At 49.8% G+C, this 17,599-nt stretch carries 15 protein-coding genes; 6 read left to right on the top strand and 9 right to left on the bottom strand.

What is annotated here, in order from left to right:
* Nucleotides 1-35: 35 nt before the first annotated feature.
* Nucleotides 36-1,076: a YkvI family membrane protein gene (locus EDM58_RS15335; RefSeq protein WP_122914115.1), complete on the bottom strand. Its 1,041-nt coding sequence runs from the start codon at nucleotides 1,074-1,076 to the stop codon at nucleotides 36-38.
* A 52-nt stretch (nucleotides 1,077-1,128) separates the two neighbouring features.
* On the opposite strand from EDM58_RS15335, the gene EDM58_RS15330 reads away from it, so the two are divergent.
* The 3 genes from EDM58_RS15330 to EDM58_RS15320 all read left to right on the top strand — a co-directional run bounded on the left by EDM58_RS15330 (nucleotide 1,129) and on the right by EDM58_RS15320 (nucleotide 3,671).
* A complete protein-coding gene (locus tag EDM58_RS15330; protein ID WP_122914114.1) occupies nucleotides 1,129-1,878 on the top strand; it encodes an MBL fold metallo-hydrolase in 750 nt (249 codons plus the stop codon).
* Between the two features lie 40 nt (nucleotides 1,879-1,918).
* Nucleotides 1,919-2,479: a tRNA 5-(aminomethyl)-2-thiouridylate-methyltransferase MnmM gene (mnmM, locus tag EDM58_RS15325; RefSeq protein WP_122914113.1), complete on the top strand. Its 561-nt coding sequence runs from the start codon at nucleotides 1,919-1,921 to the stop codon at nucleotides 2,477-2,479.
* A gap of 136 nt (nucleotides 2,480-2,615) precedes the next feature.
* Nucleotides 2,616-3,671 (top strand): YheC/YheD family endospore coat-associated protein, encoded by a 1,056-nt coding sequence (locus EDM58_RS15320; RefSeq protein WP_122914112.1) that lies wholly within the window; start codon nucleotides 2,616-2,618, stop codon nucleotides 3,669-3,671.
* A gap of 47 nt (nucleotides 3,672-3,718) precedes the next feature.
* Here EDM58_RS15320 and cbpB read toward each other — a convergent pair whose 3' ends face one another.
* The 3 genes from cbpB to EDM58_RS15305 form a co-directional block, all read right to left on the bottom strand.
* A complete protein-coding gene (gene cbpB / locus EDM58_RS15315; RefSeq protein WP_122914111.1) occupies nucleotides 3,719-4,189 on the bottom strand; it encodes a cyclic-di-AMP-binding protein CbpB in 471 nt (156 codons plus the stop codon).
* Between the two features lie 279 nt (nucleotides 4,190-4,468).
* Nucleotides 4,469-5,311, bottom strand: coding sequence for a lipoate--protein ligase family protein (locus tag EDM58_RS15310; RefSeq protein ID WP_122914110.1), 843 nt, complete (start codon nucleotides 5,309-5,311; stop codon nucleotides 4,469-4,471).
* A 124-nt stretch (nucleotides 5,312-5,435) separates the two neighbouring features.
* Nucleotides 5,436-6,677, bottom strand: a complete 1,242-nt coding sequence (locus tag EDM58_RS15305; protein WP_122914109.1) for an S-layer homology domain-containing protein — start codon at nucleotides 6,675-6,677, stop codon at nucleotides 5,436-5,438.
* Nucleotides 6,678-7,004: 327 nt separating this feature from the next.
* Here EDM58_RS15305 and EDM58_RS15295 point away from each other — a divergent pair, with 327 nt between their 5' ends.
* Nucleotides 7,005-8,372, top strand: a complete 1,368-nt coding sequence (locus tag EDM58_RS15295) for a putrescine aminotransferase (RefSeq protein WP_246000775.1) — start codon at nucleotides 7,005-7,007, stop codon at nucleotides 8,370-8,372.
* A gap of 32 nt (nucleotides 8,373-8,404) precedes the next feature.
* A complete protein-coding gene (locus tag EDM58_RS15290; RefSeq protein ID WP_425455623.1) occupies nucleotides 8,405-9,883 on the top strand; it encodes an aldehyde dehydrogenase family protein in 1,479 nt (492 codons plus the stop codon).
* Between the two features lie 63 nt (nucleotides 9,884-9,946).
* Here EDM58_RS15290 and EDM58_RS15285 read toward each other — a convergent pair whose 3' ends face one another.
* The 5 genes from EDM58_RS15285 to EDM58_RS15265 all read right to left on the bottom strand — a co-directional run bounded on the left by EDM58_RS15285 (nucleotide 9,947) and on the right by EDM58_RS15265 (nucleotide 15,788).
* Nucleotides 9,947-11,029 carry a polyamine ABC transporter substrate-binding protein gene (locus EDM58_RS15285; RefSeq protein WP_122914107.1) on the bottom strand — a complete coding sequence of 361 codons (1,083 nt, stop codon included), beginning with the start codon at nucleotides 11,027-11,029 and terminating at the stop codon, nucleotides 9,947-9,949.
* Between the two features lie 25 nt (nucleotides 11,030-11,054).
* On the bottom strand, nucleotides 11,055-11,834 hold the full coding sequence (locus tag EDM58_RS15280) for an ABC transporter permease (protein ID WP_122914106.1): 780 nt from the start codon (nucleotides 11,832-11,834) through the stop codon (nucleotides 11,055-11,057).
* A 1-nt stretch (nucleotide 11,835) separates the two neighbouring features.
* On the bottom strand, nucleotides 11,836-12,636 hold the full coding sequence (locus tag EDM58_RS15275) for an ABC transporter permease (RefSeq protein ID WP_246000782.1): 801 nt from the start codon (nucleotides 12,634-12,636) through the stop codon (nucleotides 11,836-11,838).
* 110 nt (nucleotides 12,637-12,746) lie between these two features.
* On the bottom strand, nucleotides 12,747-13,823 hold the full coding sequence (locus EDM58_RS15270; RefSeq protein ID WP_122914104.1) for an ABC transporter ATP-binding protein: 1,077 nt from the start codon (nucleotides 13,821-13,823) through the stop codon (nucleotides 12,747-12,749).
* A gap of 138 nt (nucleotides 13,824-13,961) precedes the next feature.
* The gene (locus EDM58_RS15265) at nucleotides 13,962-15,788 is read right to left on the bottom strand and encodes a sigma-54-dependent Fis family transcriptional regulator (RefSeq protein ID WP_246000769.1); all 1,827 of its coding nucleotides are present in this window, start codon (nucleotides 15,786-15,788) and stop codon (nucleotides 13,962-13,964) included.
* Between the two features lie 298 nt (nucleotides 15,789-16,086).
* On the opposite strand from EDM58_RS15265, the gene miaB reads away from it, so the two are divergent.
* Complete coding sequence (gene miaB, locus EDM58_RS15260; protein ID WP_122914102.1) at nucleotides 16,087-17,598, top strand: tRNA (N6-isopentenyl adenosine(37)-C2)-methylthiotransferase MiaB; 1,512 nt, start codon at nucleotides 16,087-16,089, stop codon at nucleotides 17,596-17,598.
* Nucleotide 17,599 lies beyond the last annotated feature (1 nt).

The raw sequence follows: 17,599 nt of genomic DNA, 5'->3' as shown, positions 1-17,599 counted from the left end.
TCCGATTGGGAACTGCCCCTTTTTTGTGCTTTCGGCTAGGAGATTCGACTGCGCCATTGACGATAGAAGAGCATGACGAGGAAAAAGAGCACGAGCTGTCCGAACAAGGGGTAGAGAATGCGAAGCAAGGAGCTGAATCCGATAAAGCTGACCAAATAGCTGATCAGAAGAATGCCAACCAGGATCGTGGTAGGTCGCAGCCGGGTGACGAGGCGCAATTGTTCCGATAATCCAAATACATTGGCTACCACCGTCGAGAAAATTTCCGCGTAGACCAAGAGGGAAAAAAGAAGCGGAATCGTTCGGCCCAAACCCTGCAACAAGGCGATCATGGGCATTTCGGTGTGCGAGATGCCGGGCATTTTGACGGAAAGGGAAGCGAATGCGAGTAATAGCAGCAGACCAATTCCGAGCCCCCCGATGATGCCGCCTGCGATCAAAGGCTTTTCACTTTTGCTCTGACGTCCGATCGGGACGAGAACGGCTTGTGTAAGAGAGACATTTAAGGCAACATAGTATAAAGGAGAACTCAACCATGCCCAGGGACGCAGAGACTCTACTTGAATGATCATCTGGCTTTCCCAGGGTTGTACATAGCAAAAAACCAGAAAAGTAAAGGCTACCAGGGAAGGGACGAAAATGCTGTTTACCCGGTGAATGGCGAATAAGCCTTTGCGGGTGACAAAGAAAATGGCGATCATGCTGATCCAGATCCCGAGTTGTGATGGCAGTTGAAAGGCCTCCCAGAAAATCGATCCAGTCGCCGCCAGCATGACGGAAGTAATACCGAGAAGAACGGTTAGCAGCAGGGCGTTGAACAGCGTGCCAAAAGGATGGCCGAACAGGTATGTACTGACGGCTTGATAGGAATCAGCCTGGATACGATAGGAGATCAACATGACGCGAATACCAGCCCAGATAAACAGGAAGGTAGCCAAAAGAATGCCGATTAAACCTTGCAGGCCGTATTGGACAAAGAATTCGATGATTTCTTTTCCGGAGGCAAATCCAGCTCCTACGACGGTACCCATATAGGTAAAAGCGATCTGCCATGCCGTTTTCCATGATCCTTGCATCTCAGACCTCCTGTCCCACTTTTTCCATTCTATGAAAGGAAGTGTACAGATTATGCGTATAACTGTCCTGGTGTATCAATCACCCTATCCGGGTCCCAACGGTGCGACCCCCGGTTATTTGGTGGAGACTCGAGCTGCGCGCATTTTGCTTGATTGCGGCAGCGGCGTACTGGCTCAATTGGGCAACCATACTCCGATCTACCACCTAGACGCCTTGCTCTTGTCGCACTATCATCACGATCATATTGCAGATGTGGGTGTCTTGCAGTACGGCATCATGGTCCATCAGTTGTTTTCCCAGCGGCCAACAGAAAAGCCTTTGCCGATCTATGCTCCTGCCCAGCCGATTGCCAATGCCCAGTCTTTGCCCTACAAGCAGGCAACTACCTTTCATCCTGTCGATGAGAAGACGCAGATGACCATTGGCGATATTCAGATTTCCTTTTTGCGCACGGATCATGGAGATGGAGATCCCTGTTTTGCCATGCGCCTGGAAGCTTCGGGCAAAGTTCTCGTCTACGGGGCAGACAGTGGTCCCCATACCAAATGGAAGGGCTTCGCCGATGGAGCGGATTTGTTTATTTGCGAGGGGACCTATCTCGATCACAACAAGCCGAAGGAACCCAAGGGGCATCTCTCGGTGCGTGAGGCCGCTCAGTTGGCCCAAGAACTGGCCTGCCGCTCCCTGATGATCACCCATTTGTATGCGGAGTATGAAGTGGAAGAAGTGAAAAATCAAGCGAAGGCATACCAGAATGGACCATGCCATATTGCTCAAATCGGGCTGCAAATCGAGTTGTAAAACCGGAAGTAATCGTTTTTAGGTAGAGGAGAAGAACAGCATGTTTCCAAATGTATTGGAAGTCGCACGCCAACTGATTCGAGAGCGTGTAGAAGAGGGAGAAATTGTGATCGATGCGACCATGGGCAACGGAAATGATACGTTGTTTCTCGCGCAGCTAGTCAAAGAGCAGGGAAAGGTCATTGCTTACGATATCCAGCCACAGGCGCTTGCCAAGACGAAGGAGCGTCTGGAACAGCACGGCGCATCCCAGCAAGTCGAGCTGCACCAGTGCAGTCATGAAGAAATGGCGCATTTGCAGCTGAAGGTCGGAGCGATCATGTTTAATCTGGGGTACCTGCCAGGTGCGGACAAGGAAATCACGACAACGGCTCCCAGCACCCTGCGCGCGATAGAAGCTGGATTGGAATTGTTGCGCAGGGGCGGAATAATGACGATCATGATCTATTGGGGGCATGCGGCAGGTGAAGTAGAAAAAGGGGCGGTAGAAAGCTTCTGCCAGAAACTTGACCAGAGCCGTTTTCTTGTCCTGAAATATCAGTACGTGAACCAGCAGAATCAAGCGCCATTTTTGCTGGCTATCGAGCGCAGGGCAGAATAAATCTCCTCCTTCTTTTCCCGGGCAAGCGCAGGCTTTGACAAGTGCGGCGAACGGTGTAGAAGTTTGAAAAATAGGCACGCCCCATTCGCTGATGGCACATACCCTAGGAAGAGGAATTCTTGCAAGGGGGATCTCTGTGAAAAGAATCGGCATAATGTTGGACTGGGAGATCATTCAGAAGGGGATTCGGGGAGACAAGTCATACGAGCGGCTGCCTTATTATGTAGAAATCGGAAAAGAGCTTGGACTGGAGCCCGTTTTCTTTCATCCGCGGCATGTGCTGGCAGGGGATGGGAGGGTCCGTGGATATTTTTGGAATGGCAGCAAACTGATCCCCCGTCTCGTTCATATCCCGAGTGTCATCCATAACCGTGTATTGACCGGCGACAAACAGGCTCGAGCCATCATTGCCCGATTAGGGAAAAAAAGGAAGGTCTTTAACGGATTGGTCGTCCGTGATAAGCGAAAGGTCCACCAGATGTTGTGGGAGAACGCGGCGATACGCTCTTTCCTTCCACATACAGTTCCCTTTTCAATCACTAGGCTGAGGCAGTTTTTGGATGCTTACAGAATCGTCTATGTAAAGCCTGCGATCGGATCGGTCGGGATCGGGGTCGGACGGATTGAAAAACAAGGAAACGAGTATCATTTTATTTCATCCAAGATTCGCAGAACGCTGTCCAGACAGCGGTTGTTTTCATTCGTGAAAGCATGGGTGGGGAATAGGCGCTTTCTTATCCAGCAGGGAATACCCCTGGCCCGGTATGAAGGAAGGACCTACGATATTCGCGTCTCTGTGCAAAAAAACGGGGAGAGGGAATGGACCGTGAGCGGGATGGTTGCCAAGGTAGCGAACCAGAAAAATAAATTGAGCAACTTGTCACGCGGGGGAAGGGCGTATCCGCTTCATGTCGTGATGCAAGAAAGCTTTCCCCCAGAGCAGCATGAAAAGATACGCGAGCAAATTGAGGTGGCAGCGGTAGAAATCGCCAAGACCTATGGCCAACATTTTCCCTCGCTCGCTGATTTGGGCATGGACATCGGGATCGACCAGAACGGAAATCCTTCCTTAATCGAGGTTAATGTGCGCGACCAGCGATATTCGTTTTTCAAAGCAGGGGAAAAGGGAATGTTCAAGCAGACGTATCGCCATCCCCTGGAATATGCGCGGTCCTTGTATGCAGGCACGTAAAAAGACGGAGGCATAAACCTCCGTCTTTGTGCTTTTCCAAGCAAGTTTTACGCCTGCGTGGTGGGCTGATTGTCCGCCATCGGGTAGGGTAAATTGCGAAAATGCCGATACACCAAGGCAAGAATGGATTTACGGGTCAGAATTCCTTGAAAAATGTTCTGGTCGTCTTCAATACATACGTAGGGATGATTGATGGAGACCTCCAGGGCTTTCATAAATTCTTCTGTATCCTTCAAACGAGGAATTTTGGTGTCCATGACATCATCTACAATCAATTCCGACATTCGCTCGTACTCAAAGCGTTCCAGGCCGAGGCTTTTATTCAAAATATGGTTGGTGCTGATCTGTCCGTGCAGCCGATATTGATGATCCAGGACCGGAATGGCCGAATAACCGCTTTTGATTAAAACGAGCAATGCGTGTTCGAGGGAATTTCCAAGCTGTACATGGGCAACTTTTGTGGAAGCAATAATCAGATCTTTGATGGGTGTATGTAACAGGGAAACGTCTTGATTCATATGGATCCACCACCTTTTCTTTCGTCTAGGGCAGGTAGTTCATGGTTCATTCAAAAGATATCCGGTACCCCTTCTATGATACCGCAAGACTGCGGGAAGCGGTAGGTCTACATGAGAAATCATGGCTTGGCTATGCCATTTTCAAAAAGGATAAAAAAACCTGGCGGTGATACGCCAGGCAAGGAAAATCGAGGTGTGGAACAAATGGTTCCTGCCTTTCAGTATGCAGCATGTATACATCGGATACATTAGGAGCTTGCAGGAAGCATCTTCTCGTCTTTACTCAGGCAAATGCCAATCAGGCTTGGCTAATTCCTCGGCTGTATAAGCAAACAAATTCAGACGTTGCGACAGATGCTGGGTCGATTCCTGGAGCAAATCCGCCGGGACCGAAAAAGGGACCGATTGGACAGGCCAATGCTTCGCGATTGCGGACATCAACTGCTCTTTTACATGAGCAACGCTGACTTCACGTCCCGTCAAACCAGCGATGCTGCCTGCAGTTTTTCCGTCTATATACGGAATGGGTTTATGACTCTCCATTTCCTCCAGTCCGGCTTCCCGATAAAAGTCTTCCATCCACTCTCCGCGGGGTGATTCCTCCACGTTGATACAAAGCTGCAGAATGGAACCGTACCGAGTGCGACGCTGAGCCATACCGCCAATTTTTATGCCGCCAAGCGCAAAATCATAGTCACCAGCACAATAAGAACCCGTCACTTCACCGAACTCTATCGTTCCATACTGCTGAAGTCCTACTCCAAGAAGCTGGGAAACGAAGGAGAAGAAGGAGTCGATGGAAAGAGAGGTATCAGGCAAAAGACAAGCCAGATTGAGAACCCCTGCATCGAGTGGAACGCACGCACCCCCGGAAGAACGCAAAACACAGCCGAAGCCTTTTGTTCCAAAAAGGCGCAGTGCATGTTCAAGATGCGGAAGCTTGGCATCGCGCCTTCCCAGGTAGAGGGCACGATCGTACACCCATAGATGAATGACCGGGGCAGCGTTGGCTTCACGCAAGCTGGCTGTCAGCGCTTCATCCCGGATCAGGGGCTCCAGAGGACTGTGTGTATAAATGCCGGAATCCATCCAGCGAAAAGGTTGAGTCAGGACAATAGACATCTGAAAAACTCCTTCTACATTCTAAAAGGCTTCCATCCCATTATACATGGGCACCCGAATCTTTACTATGCATGAAAAAGCCCGACAACGCATCGCGCGTGTCGGGCCAGCCATTCTATTCCTACTATTCAAAAGCCTTAAAGGTGAAGTTATCCAGGTAGGTCATCTTGCGAGGAGCATCTTTCGTTGCTTCTGCTTTCAGGTACAGACCCAGCTTGGTGCCTTCCTGCTTCACTTGTTTCTGGGAGAACAGGAATTGATCGTTCATGTAGATCGAAACGGTCGTGCCGTTGACTACAACCTTCAGGCGATTCGTTGCTTTCAGCTTGTAGTTGCCAGAAGCGATGACATCGACATCATCATCTTCGACATCGGTTACTTTGCCCAGGATAACGCGATCTTTTTGCACGTATACGACATTCGCTTTATCCTTGACTCCGTTAAAGAACACACCGCCATAGCCATTGGTGCCGGATGGAATGACATCGACGATGAGCTCATACTTTTCGGGCTCTGTGGATTCCTTCCAATTAAGCGGCAGGAAGAAATGCTCGATATCCTCATCGGTCTCGATGGCGGTCACTTGTTTGTTGATAACACCCCAAGTACCAGTAGCACTGTCTGTATTCCAGTTTTTCAGCTCGGTGTTGGAGAAGTTGTCAGTCACAGTTGCAGGCAGCTCTGGCTTTTCAGGTGTTGGTGTCGGATTCGGGAACACCACTTTGGATTCATCATTGTTTTTGCGCTCGATCAAAGCACGGTGGAGCAGAGATGCTGCTTCTGCACGCGTGATGGCATCCAGCGGGCGGAAGCGGTTGTCGGATCCTTGCATCAAATCTTTTTGAATCGCAATGGCGACGTAGGAGCGCAAATTCGGTGAGATGCGGTCATCGTCACGGAATTTTTTCAATACATTCAAGTCAGCCTTTACAGACTTGTCGTAGCCCAGCAAGCGCACCATCGCTACAGCGATATCTTCCCGTACGGCTGCCTCATTCGGTTTATACGTGTACTTGCTGCCGGATTTGTAGCCGGTCAGATAAGGCTTGGCGGATTCTACATAGTAGAACGCCCAGTGGGACTTTGGCACATCCTGGAATGTTTGGGATACATTGCGTCGGTCAATATCGACATCCGCGGCTGCGATCATAATTTTGGCGAATTCAGCACGTGTGACCAGATTGTTGGGACGGAATCTCTTGTCATCGTATCCGACGATGATCCCTCTTTCGGCCATGTCTGTAATGGCTTTGTACGCCCAGTGGTTGCGGGGGACGTCTACGAAAGAAGGGGACGCTGCGCTCACGAAAGGAACCAGCGTAAAGACCATTATCACCGCTAAGAAGAAGCTTATGGCTCGTTTCATGGTGACCTCCTCAAATCTTTTTATAATTTTTGGTCCGGCAGCTATTCAGACGCCAAGGGACAAGGGAATGTTGCAGCAACCGGGACCTATTTTGGCAAAAATGGGTAGAAAGTCGGAAGTATCGGGAAATGGAAAGATGCTACTGGCAAGTGAATATGGAAAGGAATGACTTAGAATCCCTGCATTCTCAAAAACAAGAAGAACATTCTCATTTCCCTTCTTCCATTACCCTTTTTGACCGAATATTTTCCAGATTCTTTGGATGATTTGGGTGGCACCATTCTTGCAAAGTTAAAACAGTGAATATAAAGAACAAGGAAGGTGGATATGATGCATCAAAAATCCCGTGACGAATCGCTTGCCATGGCAACAGAGATGTTGGAGCTGATCGAGAGTGAGACACTGACAGTTGAACAGAAGAAAAAGATCGTTGCTGACTCAGTGGAAAATTTCACGAATCATGTGACAAAGGCGATCCTGACACACCGTAAATCCGTCTCAACTGACTTTTCTGTCGTGGAGTGGGAAGATGAAGGTGCTGTATTTCGGGATACGATGGGTGACGAGTACGTCGATTGTCTGGGCGGTTATGGTGTTTATCTTTTGGGACATCGCCACCCCAATGTAGTCAGGGCTGTTGAGGCACAGCTCAAGCGCTATGCCTTGCACAGTCAGGAGATGGTAGATCCCCTGCGAGGATATTTATCCAAGCTGGTAGCTGCGATTACCCCAGGAGATCTGCAACACTCCTATCTGGTCAATTGCGGCACAGAAGCAAATGAAATGGCCCTAAAGCTTGCTCGCTTGGCAACAGGTAAGAAATACTTTATTTCGATGGAGCGTGGCTTCCACGGCAAAACGATGGGTTCGCTGTCAGCGTCCGGTAAATCCACGTTTCGTGAGCCCTATTCGCCCTTGGTTCCGGGCTTCCAACATGTTCCCTACGGAGATGCTGACGCGGTCGATCAGGCGATTCGCATGCTGATCGCGACAGGGGAAACCGTCGCGGGAGTTATCGTAGAACCGATACAGGGAGAAGGGGGAGTCAATATTCCCCCGGATGATTTTCTGCCTCGTCTGCGCGAGATTTGTGACAAGTACGAATGTCTCTTGATTGTAGATGAAGTCCAGACAGGTATGGGACGCACAGGTACCATGTTTGGTGTCGATCACTGGAATGTCGTACCTGACATCATGACGCTCGGCAAAGCATTTGGAGGCGGTGTCATGCCCATTGCTGCCATGGTCGCGAAGAAAAAATGGTGGGGCAAAATGGAAGAGAACCCGTTCCTTTTGGGATCATCGACTTTTGGGGGAAATCCGCTTTGCTGCGCGGGAGCGATCGCCGGAATCAAGACGATTCTTGAAGACAACATCCCGCAGATGGCGAAGGAGAAAGGCGATTACATCATGCAGCGATTGGATGAAATCCGGCAGCAGTACCCGGAAGTGCTGGTTGCTGTACGCGGAAAAGGGTTATTGATCGGCATGGAATTCGCCAATAATAGCCTCGGCTACACCTTGGCCAAAATGTTGTTCGTAAAGAAAATCCTGGTAGGCGGCACCATCAATAATGCGACAGTCATTCGAATTGAGCCACCAGCGGTAATCAGCTACCAACAAGTGGATTACGTGCTAGCCTGCATTGAGGAAGGTATAGCTCAGCTGGCGAAAGAATTGAAGATAGCTCGTTAATTGGGAGATAAGCGGTGAAGGAGGCTTCGGTCATGATAGTGAAGGCTAACCGGCTTTTTATCAATGGAGAGTGGGTGGATTCTTCTTCGGGAGAAACATTCGAGGTTCGCAATCCTGCGAATGGAGAATTGATCGCTCTGGCCGCAAAGGGGACGCGTGAAGATGCGCAGCGAGCGATCCAGGCAGCGCGTTTTGCATTCGATGAAGGTGGATGGGGAGATAGCAAGGCGAGGGATCGGGCAGAGCTGCTCTGGAAGGTCGCCGATCTGATTGAAGCTCGGGCAGAAGAGTTTGCCCAGACGGATACACGCAACAACGGAAAGCCGCTGCGTGAATCTCGTTATGATGTATCGGATGCCGTCAACCAGTTCCGTTATTATGCCGGACTCTGCACGAAACCTCAGGGGCAGACCTATGATGTTCCGGACGATATTTCAGCGATGGTCGTACGTGAGCCGATTGGGGTGGTCGGCGCCATCACCTGCTGGAATTATCCACTGGTAATGAATGCACAGAAAATTGCTCCGGCACTGGCAGCAGGAAATACACTGGTGTTGAAGCCGGCAGATCTGACCCCTTTATCGACCATCATGCTGTTTGAATGTTTGGAACAGGCTGGTTTTCCGCCAGGCGTGGCCAATCTGGTGACAGGGCCGGGCAGCGTCGTCGGAGATGAGATATCTCGCAATGAGCTCGTGGACAAAGTAGCCTTCACCGGAGGGACGGAGACCGGGATTACCATTATGAAAAATGCGGCTGACACGGTGAAGAAGCTTTCTCTTGAGCTTGGAGGGAAATCCCCGAATATCGTTTTTGCCGATGCCGATTTCGAAACTGCCGTCGATTATGCGCTCTTCGCGATTTTTGCCAATCAGGGAGAGGTTTGTTCGGCTGGATCAAGGTTGTTACTGCAAGAGGAGATTTACGAGCCATTCCTCGCGCGGCTGGTGGAACGTGCTCAAAAAATCGTCGTGGGGGATGGAGCCGATCCAGAGACGGAAATGGGTCCATTGATTTCAAAAGAACATATGGAGCGTGTGCTCGCCTACATCCAGCTTGGACGCGATGAAGGGGCGCAGCTCCTCTGCGGGGGAAATCGATTGACGGATCGAGGAAGGGGCAATGGCTATTTTGTAGAGCCCACGATTTTTGCAGTAGATCGTCATGACCTGAGAATTGTGCAGGAAGAGATTTTTGGTCCGGTACTCGTGGTGCAAAAGTTCACCACGGAGCAAGAAGCGATCCGTCTTGCAAATAGCACCAAGTATGGATTGGCAGGAGGGGTTTTTACCAACGATGGGGCTAAAGCACAACGTGTCATTCGGAAGCTGAGGGCAGGCATTACCTGGATCAACACGTATCACCCCACTTTTAACGAAGCTCCGTGGGGCGGATACAAGATGAGCGGGATCGGCCGCGAGCTGGGGACCTATGGCTACGAGGCGTACACAGAGGTCAAGCAGATTAATGTAAATCTCCAGGTACAGCCGATCGGATGGTTTCGCGAGTAAGGGAATCAGAACGAAAAGAGACGGGGAGCTCCTTCCCCGTCTCTTTTGTCTTTATTCATCTCGTTATTGAGAACTTTTCACTTCAGACCAGACGCGATCATACAGCTTGATCGCATCACCAATGTCCTTTACGCTTTCTACCTTTTTCATTTCTTCTTCGGGAGGGTAGATGGCTGGATTGTTCATGATGTCTTTGTCAATCAATGGGTGCGCTTCCTTGTTCGGGCTGATGTAGGGGAAGGACTTCGATATTTCCGCATTTATTTCCGGTTCCAGCATGAAGTTGATAAATGCTTCCGCTGTTTTCTTATGTTTGGCGCCGGTCGGGATGACGAAGTTGTCAAAGGAGATCATCAGCCCCTCCTTGGGCAACACCGTTCGGAATTGCGGCTTCTCACGTTGGGCCAGCGCGATTTCCGCACCCCATACAAAGGCGACATTTACTTCTCCATTCACCATCAAGGTTTTGGGGCTGTCGCTGTCAAACGCTTTGATGTTGGGCATCAGCTCCAGCATTTTTTGTTTGGCTTCCTCCAATCGGGCCGGATCGGTTTCATTTCCCGAATAGCCAAGGGTTTTCAGAACCATGCCGAGAACAAAGCGCTGATCGTCTACCATCACAATCTGACTTTTCAATTCCGGTTTCCATAAATCGGCGAAGCTTGTGATTTCTGTCTTGATGTTATCCGGGTTGTATCCGAGAGATACGGTATTTCCCATGTATGGGATACTGTACTGGTTGCCGGGATCGTGTTCCTTGTTGATGTACTCTGCAGCCAGGTTTTTGTAGTTGGGGATGTTATTCATGTCAATAGGCTGAATCATGCCTTCCTTTACCATTGGTTGGATGTAGTAATCGCTGGCAACGGTTAGATCGTAGATACCCTTGCCTACAGATACCTTGGCTAACATTTCTTCGTTTGAGGAGAAGGTGCTGTAATTGACCTTGACCCCATGCTTTTCTTCAAATTTCTTGATCACGTCTTCAGGAACATATTCAGACCAGTTAAATACATTCAGCTCCTTGTCCAGTCCTTCCGCTGTGGTTCCGCTCGAAGTGGATGAAGATGTGCTACAGCCCGCAGTGACGGCCAACGATAAAGCTATTGCCGAATACGTGATCGTTTTTTTCCAACTCTTGACCATGGAGGCACCCCCTATTATGTGTTCTCTAATTTTTCCTCATCCGGATACGTTCCGCGATGATTACTAGAAATAAGGTGACAACTAACATCAAGGTAGACAAGGCATTGATTTCGGGACTGACTCCGAATTTGACCATCGAGAAGATCTTTAAAGGCAGGGTGGAGCTGGATGGACCTGCCACGAAAAAGCTGATAATGACATCGTCAATCGAAAGTGTGAAAGCCAGGAGAGCACTTGCCAGAATCCCGGGAGCAATGATGGGAACGGTGACTTTGATGAACGTTCCCCATGGCGTCGCACCGAGATCCATAGCCGCTTCCTCGATGCTCCGGTCAAATCCAGCCATGCGAGCACGCACGACAACCACGACGAAAGGAATGGAAAACGTAATGTGGGCAGCGATCAGCGTAAGATAACCAAGCGGGATCTCGAATTGGGAGAATAACGCGAGCAAGGAAATGCCCATGACGATCTCGGGAATGACGATCGGCAAGTATAGCATGGCATCAAGCGCTGTTTTGCCGCGAAATTGGTATCGATACATCCCTACTGCGGCAAGTGTGCCGATCATAGTGGCCGCAATCGTGCTGATCAGTGCGACGACAAGCGATGTCTTCATCGCCTCAAGCACCTCGGTGTTTTGCATCAGCTTTAGGTACCAATCAAAGGTGAAGCCCGTCCAGACTGCATTGAGCTTGGATTGGTTGAAAGAGTACAAGATCAGGATCGCAATGGGCATATACAGAAACAAATAGATCAGGGACGCATAGAGAAAAGAGAGCTTGTTTGCCAGTGAGAGGCGCATACTATACCAAATCCTTTCCCTGTTTGTCTTTGGTAATCTTGATGTAAACTGCAATAAACACCAGAGTCAGGACCATGAGAATGATCGAGCTGGCAGAACCGAAGGGCCAATCGCGTGCGGTAAGGAATTGGTTTTTGATGTGGTTGCCGATAAGGATGGTTTTGCTTCCTCCCATCAGGTCAGGAATGAAAAACAAGCCCAATGAGGGGATGAAGACCAGCAGAGAACCTGCCAGAATCCCTGGTGTCGTGAGCGGCAGCGTCACTCGCCAAAACGTCTGCCATGGCTTGGCACCCAAATCCTTGGATGCTTCCAGCAAGGAACGATCCAGCTTCTCGATAGAAGCGTATAAAGGCAAAATCATGAAAGGGAGCATGGTATAGATAAGTCCGATCATGACTGCGGACTCGTTGTACAAGAGGGAGAGCGGTTGTTCAATCAGTCCAGACTGCAAAAGAAAGGTATTGATCACGCCTTCTGTCCGTAAAAGTACAATCCAGGCATATGTTCGGATCAGAGAGTTAGTCCAAAATGGCACGATGATGAGGAGTAAAAGGATGTTGCGATACTGCGTCGGGGATCGAGCGATGATGTAGGCGAAGGGATAACCTAGTACGAGACAGCAGATTGTTGTATAAAAGGCGAGAACACAGGATATCCAGATGATTTTTAAGTAGAGGGGATCAAAAAATCGCGAGTAATTTTCCAACGTCAACGGGAATCCAATTCCACCAAAGGAACTCCGTGAAAAAAAGCTGACGGCAAAAACCAAGATCATCGGCAAGAGAAAGAGCAGGATCATCCAGATAAATACTGGCCAAATCGTCCAAGCTTTGCCGTAGTCGATCTGGTACTTGAGCTTGGTCTCATTTTGCAGTTGATTTGCAGGAGCACTGTCAAGTACTGGGGGATTCATCGTGTTACCACCACCCCGTGATTGGGTTGCCAGTGCACAAACAATTCATCGCCGACAGCTGCGGGCAGGAGTTGATCCGTCTTTTCCAGTGCAACGAATGTTTGACCACTATGTAAAGTGACGATGGTACGAGTAGAACCGCCGCAGTAAATCCGTTCGGTCAATCTTCCATTGAGTTGAACGAGCTGCTCATTGCGGGACGGCTCCAAGGATAGAACTGATTTTTCCGGTCTGATGGCGATCGTGACCGATTCATTTTCCGCAACGTTTGCAGAGGGCGCCTTTACCTGCACCCCTTCACATTCGACCAGCAGATGCTGATGATCACGCGTTCTTACTGTTCCGTGCAAGAGATTCGTTTCCCCAATAAAACCTGCTACAAATTTCGTGGTAGGGCGCTCGTAAATTTCAGCCGGGGTACCTACCTGCTCCAGGAATCCTTGGTTCATGACTCCGATGCGGTCCGACATCGTCAGCGCTTCCTCCTGGTCATGCGTGACGAAGACAAAAGTGATGCCAAGCTGTTTTTGCAGGTGCTTTAGCTCGACCTGCATCTGTTTGCGAAGTTTTTGATCCAGGGCGCCAAGCGGTTCATCGAGCAAGAGTACTTTCGGATTATTCACGAGGGCGCGAGCGATGGCGATGCGCTGTCGCTGTCCGCCGCTGAGCTGGTCAGGCTTGCGACGCGCATAATCTTCCAGCTGGACCAGCCGAAGGGCATCATTGACACGCTTCTCGATTTCTTGTTTAGGAACTTTTTTTACGCGAAGACCAAAGGCAACATTGTCATAAGCAGTGAGATGAGGAAAAAGGGCGTAGCTTTGAAAAACCGTATTGACGTTACGTTGGTAGGCGGCAAGATTGTGGACGTATTGACCATCCAGCATGATTTCACCAGAAGTGGGCTGCTCAAAACCGGCGATCATTCGTAGTGTGGTCGTTTTCCCACAGCCGCTGGGTCCTAACAAAGTAAGAAACTCCCCTTTCTCAATATCAAGGGACAGATCTTGGACTACGGTTTGAGTACCAAATTGCTTCACGAGGTGCTGCAGCTTTACCATGAGACCACTCATGAGAATCCTCCCTTACAAATGTCTGAAAATTTAGATTAGCAAGAATGGTGCCAATGGTGAAAGACAAGATACAGTGCTTTTCACCATGCGGGAAAAGGAAACCGGTCTGCCGAGACGGAAATTGTAGATTCCTGAAAACTAGAAAACTTTCTCATCATCGAGAAGTTTATGTCCTTCCAGTTTTCGATACAAAGTTGCGAGACCAATCTCCAGCTTCTCTGCGATGTACTTTTTCGCTTCCAGCGATTGGCCGTGCTGCTGCAGCAGGGAGGAAAGAATTTGGCGCTCGTGACGACGGATGCGTTCTTTAAGCGGGAGCTCGTTTTCGCCTGGAGTGGCTATAGCGCTGATGCTGTGATGCTGTTTGATGCGAGTTGGAATGCTCTCCAGACCGATATAAGGAGAGGTTTCCATATTGACGGCGTATTCGACTGCGTTTTCCAGCTCGCGAACATTGCCGGGCCAGTGGTAATGGCGGAGCACAGCTTTCACCTGAGGTGTAAAGTCAAGAACCGGGTGATTGAAGAGTTGCCTGTACTTGGCTAAAAAGTAATCGAGTAACAGCGGAATGTCATCGGAACGTTCACGCAGAGGGGGCATATGCAAGGGAATGACATTGAGGCGGAAGTACAAATCTTCCCGAAACTCCTTGTCACTGACCATTTGCTCCAGGTTTTTGTTCGTCGCAGAGATCACTCGTATATCGACGGGGCGCAGGTTATTGGAGCCGACGCGCTCTACCTGCTTGGACTGTAGAACGTGCAGCAGCTTCACCTGAAGATGGAGTGGCAGGTCGCCAATCTCATCGAGGAAGATCGTGCCCCCGTCTGCCAACTCGAATTTGCCTGCTTTGCCCTCGCGTTTGGCTCCTGTAAAAGCCCCTGCATCGTAGCCAAACAGTTCGCTTTCGAGCAGGGCTTCCGGGATGGCACCACAGTTGACAATGATAAATGGTCCAGAGCGGCGTGAGCTGGCTGAGTGAATGGCGGCAGCCAGCATTCCTTTGCCTGTGCCGCTTTCTCCTGTGATCAGAATATTGGATGTGCCACGTGCGACCTGTTCAGCTTGCTTAATGACGAGTGCGAGGGCGCGGCTCTTGCCTTGCAATTCCGAGAAGTAGAGGTTCTTATGCTCATTGGTCAGCACATACGCCAGACGACGCATGTCTACCATTCTGCGAAAAGACGCGACAACTCCGGCGATGTGGTTATTGACCCGAATGGGTCGGGCGGTGACGATAAAATGCATGTCGTGATCTTCGAGGGAGTAGATTTCTTCCTGTTCGATGTAGCCGATCCCATTTGTCAGGACGTGCAGCATGGGGGATTGATGCCATATTGCTTGCAAGGGGGTGCCGATCAATTCGGATTTTTGTTTCTTTATGAGCTGCTCAGCTGTCATGTTGCAGGTCGTGATGATGCCGCGTTCATCGATAGCCAGGATGCCTTCGGGGATGGATTCGATGAGCGTTTCCAGCTGAACAAACGTCTTTTTCCATTGATTCCAAGCCTCTTGCTCGGCAATTTTACTTGTCAGAAGCTCGGTCATTCGTTGGAGGAAGGTGAGGTAGGCTAGGCGGTTGTGGATGAGTCTATGCCGCTGTGATTCATTGAACGCGATGAGTCCGATGACGCCAATTACCTGTCCTTTGTACTGGATCGGCGAGCAGAGCTCAGCCAGTTCCTGGGTAACACCCTGAAGTACCGAGGGATCGTACTGTGGATCATTGCGCGCATCCTCGATAAAATAGGGCTGGTTGGTCGTAATAACTCTTCCGTACAAGTACCCGGCATCAATCTGTCCGTTTTCTTCTTTGCTGTTGATCCGTTTTTCGTAAAAACCTGTGCCTGCGATGATCGTCATCTGATCGTCTACGATCTCGGTCTCAATTTGCAATGCCGCAGAAATGGCGACTGCCACCTGTTGAGTGATTTCCTGAAAGTCACTTAATAAGCTCAAGGACATACCCTCCTACGAAAGAAAAGTTGGCACAGGCATCCATGCAAGAAGCAATGTGAGACTCTGCAACAGATTTCCATTTGTGGGAATATTTAAAAAATATCACAGAGGACGAGGGAATGGAAGTAGAGAAAGAAGGCGGAGGCTTTCAAGTTCTGCGGATCCGAGGTAGCTCGGCTTCTTCAGTGGCCTCCTGAGCATTTGTACATATTTTGCCTAATTCTGATTCGCGATGAATCGTCTAAAGTGATATAATTCTGTATTGGCACATGTCTGATAACAATTTCAGTTGAGGTGATACATCATGAAAGAGACGAAAGAGGCGACTGTGGACTTAAAATCCGGCAAGTCACCTAAAACGGCGGCTGATTTCGCCAAGTATTTTCAAGCTCCTTCCCTGAAGGATGCCAAGCAGCGCGGGAAAGAAGAAATCAAGGTTCACTACGACTTCACGATTTCTGATGAGATGCGGGAAATCGGAAAAGGGAAGCGTTATCATGTGCGCACCTATGGCTGTCAGATGAACGAGCATGACTCCGAGACGATTTCCGGCATTTTGGAGCAGATGGGCTATACACCGTCGGAAGAAATCGAAGAGGCTGACGTCATTCTGTTCAATACCTGTGCGATCCGGGAAAATGCGGAGGACAAGGTGTTTGGCGAGCTGGGGCACATGAAGCGGCTGAAGCACAACAACCCCAATCTGATTTTAGGTGTCTGCGGCTGCATGTCACAGGAAGAAAAAGTCGTCAACAAGATCTTGAAAAGCTACCAGCAAGTCGATCTGATTTTTGGTACCCACAACATTCACCGTTTGCCCGAGCTGCTGCGCGACGCCATGTTCAGCAAGGAAATGGTGATCGAGGTTTGGTCCAAGGAAGGCGATATCGTCGAGAATATGCCGAAGCTGCGCGAAGGCAACACCAAGGCGTGGGTCAATATTATGTACGGCTGTGACAAATTCTGCACCTATTGCATCGTTCCTTATACCCGCGGCAAGGAGCGCAGTCGGCGTCCTGAGGATGTGATCGCGGAGGTTCGCGATCTGGCGCGGCAAGGCTTCAAAGAAATCATGCTGCTGGGGCAAAATGTCAACGCGTATGGCAAAGACTTCGAGGACATCAAGTACGGTTTTGGCGACTTGTTGGACGAGGTTCGCAAAATCGACATTCCGCGTGTGCGTTTTACGACTAGCCATCCCCGTGATTTTGACGATCATTTGATCGAGGTGCTGAGCCATGGAGGCAATCTGGTGGAGCAGATCCACTTGCCTGTTCAGTCCGGTTCCAGCGAGGTATTGAAGCGGATGGCGCGCAAATATACCCGTGAACACTATCTGGAGCTGGTGCGTAAAATTAAAGCGGCGATTCCGAACGTCTCCTTGTCCTCTGACATCATCGTAGGTTTCCCTGGAGAGACGGATGAACAATTCGAGGAAACGATCTCGCTGGTGGAAGAAGTGCGGTATGATTTCGCGTACACCTTCATCTATTCTCCACGCGAGGGAACTCCAGCTGCGGTCATGGAAGACAATGTCCCGATGGAAGTCAAGAAAGCGCGCCTCCACCGTCTCAATGAAGTGCTGGCACGAATCGGACTTGAGCAAAACAAAAAGCTGGAAGGCAAGAAACTCGAGGTTCTCGTCGAAGGCGTGTCTCGGACCAACGAAGAAGTGCTGGCTGGACGTACGCGGACAAACAAGCTGGTTCACTTTAAAGGAGATTCTTCCCTGATCGGGCAGTATGTCGATGTACACATTACAGATGCGAAAACGTGGACACTTCACGGAGAAATCGCGACAAAAATAGAGGTGTAAG

Source organism: Brevibacillus panacihumi, from assembly GCF_003710985.1.
In the GTDB taxonomy this organism is placed as follows: domain Bacteria; phylum Bacillota; class Bacilli; order Brevibacillales; family Brevibacillaceae; genus Brevibacillus; species Brevibacillus panacihumi.
Note: the sequence above shows the minus strand (reverse complement) of the source record. Positions and strands in the feature narration are given on the sequence as shown.

Bases quoted from the DNA above. Each gene is read 5' to 3' on its own strand.
- EDM58_RS15270 (WP_122914104.1), bottom strand. From the start codon at position 13,823: ATGAGTGGTCTCATGGTAAAGCTGCAGCACCTCGTGAAGCAATTTGGT.
- mnmM (WP_122914113.1), top strand. From the start codon at position 1,919: ATGTTTCCAAATGTATTGGAAGTCGCACGCCAACTGATTCGAGAGCGT.
- EDM58_RS15265 (WP_246000769.1), bottom strand. From the start codon at position 15,788: ATGTCCTTGAGCTTATTAAGTGACTTTCAGGAAATCACTCAACAGGTG.
- EDM58_RS15290 (WP_425455623.1), top strand. From the start codon at position 8,405: ATGATAGTGAAGGCTAACCGGCTTTTTATCAATGGAGAGTGGGTGGAT.
- EDM58_RS15330 (WP_122914114.1), top strand. From the start codon at position 1,129: ATGCGTATAACTGTCCTGGTGTATCAATCACCCTATCCGGGTCCCAAC.
- EDM58_RS15280 (WP_122914106.1), bottom strand. From the start codon at position 11,834: ATGCGCCTCTCACTGGCAAACAAGCTCTCTTTTCTCTATGCGTCCCTG.
- EDM58_RS15275 (WP_246000782.1), bottom strand. From the start codon at position 12,636: ATGATCCTGCTCTTTCTCTTGCCGATGATCTTGGTTTTTGCCGTCAGC.
- EDM58_RS15295 (WP_246000775.1), top strand. From the start codon at position 7,005: ATGATGCATCAAAAATCCCGTGACGAATCGCTTGCCATGGCAACAGAG.
- EDM58_RS15285 (WP_122914107.1), bottom strand. From the start codon at position 11,029: ATGGTCAAGAGTTGGAAAAAAACGATCACGTATTCGGCAATAGCTTTA.
- EDM58_RS15335 (WP_122914115.1), bottom strand. From the start codon at position 1,076: ATGCAAGGATCATGGAAAACGGCATGGCAGATCGCTTTTACCTATATG.
- EDM58_RS15305 (WP_122914109.1), bottom strand. From the start codon at position 6,677: ATGAAACGAGCCATAAGCTTCTTCTTAGCGGTGATAATGGTCTTTACG.
- miaB (WP_122914102.1), top strand. From the start codon at position 16,087: ATGAAAGAGACGAAAGAGGCGACTGTGGACTTAAAATCCGGCAAGTCA.
- EDM58_RS15310 (WP_122914110.1), bottom strand. From the start codon at position 5,311: ATGTCTATTGTCCTGACTCAACCTTTTCGCTGGATGGATTCCGGCATT.
- cbpB (WP_122914111.1), bottom strand. From the start codon at position 4,189: ATGAATCAAGACGTTTCCCTGTTACATACACCCATCAAAGATCTGATT.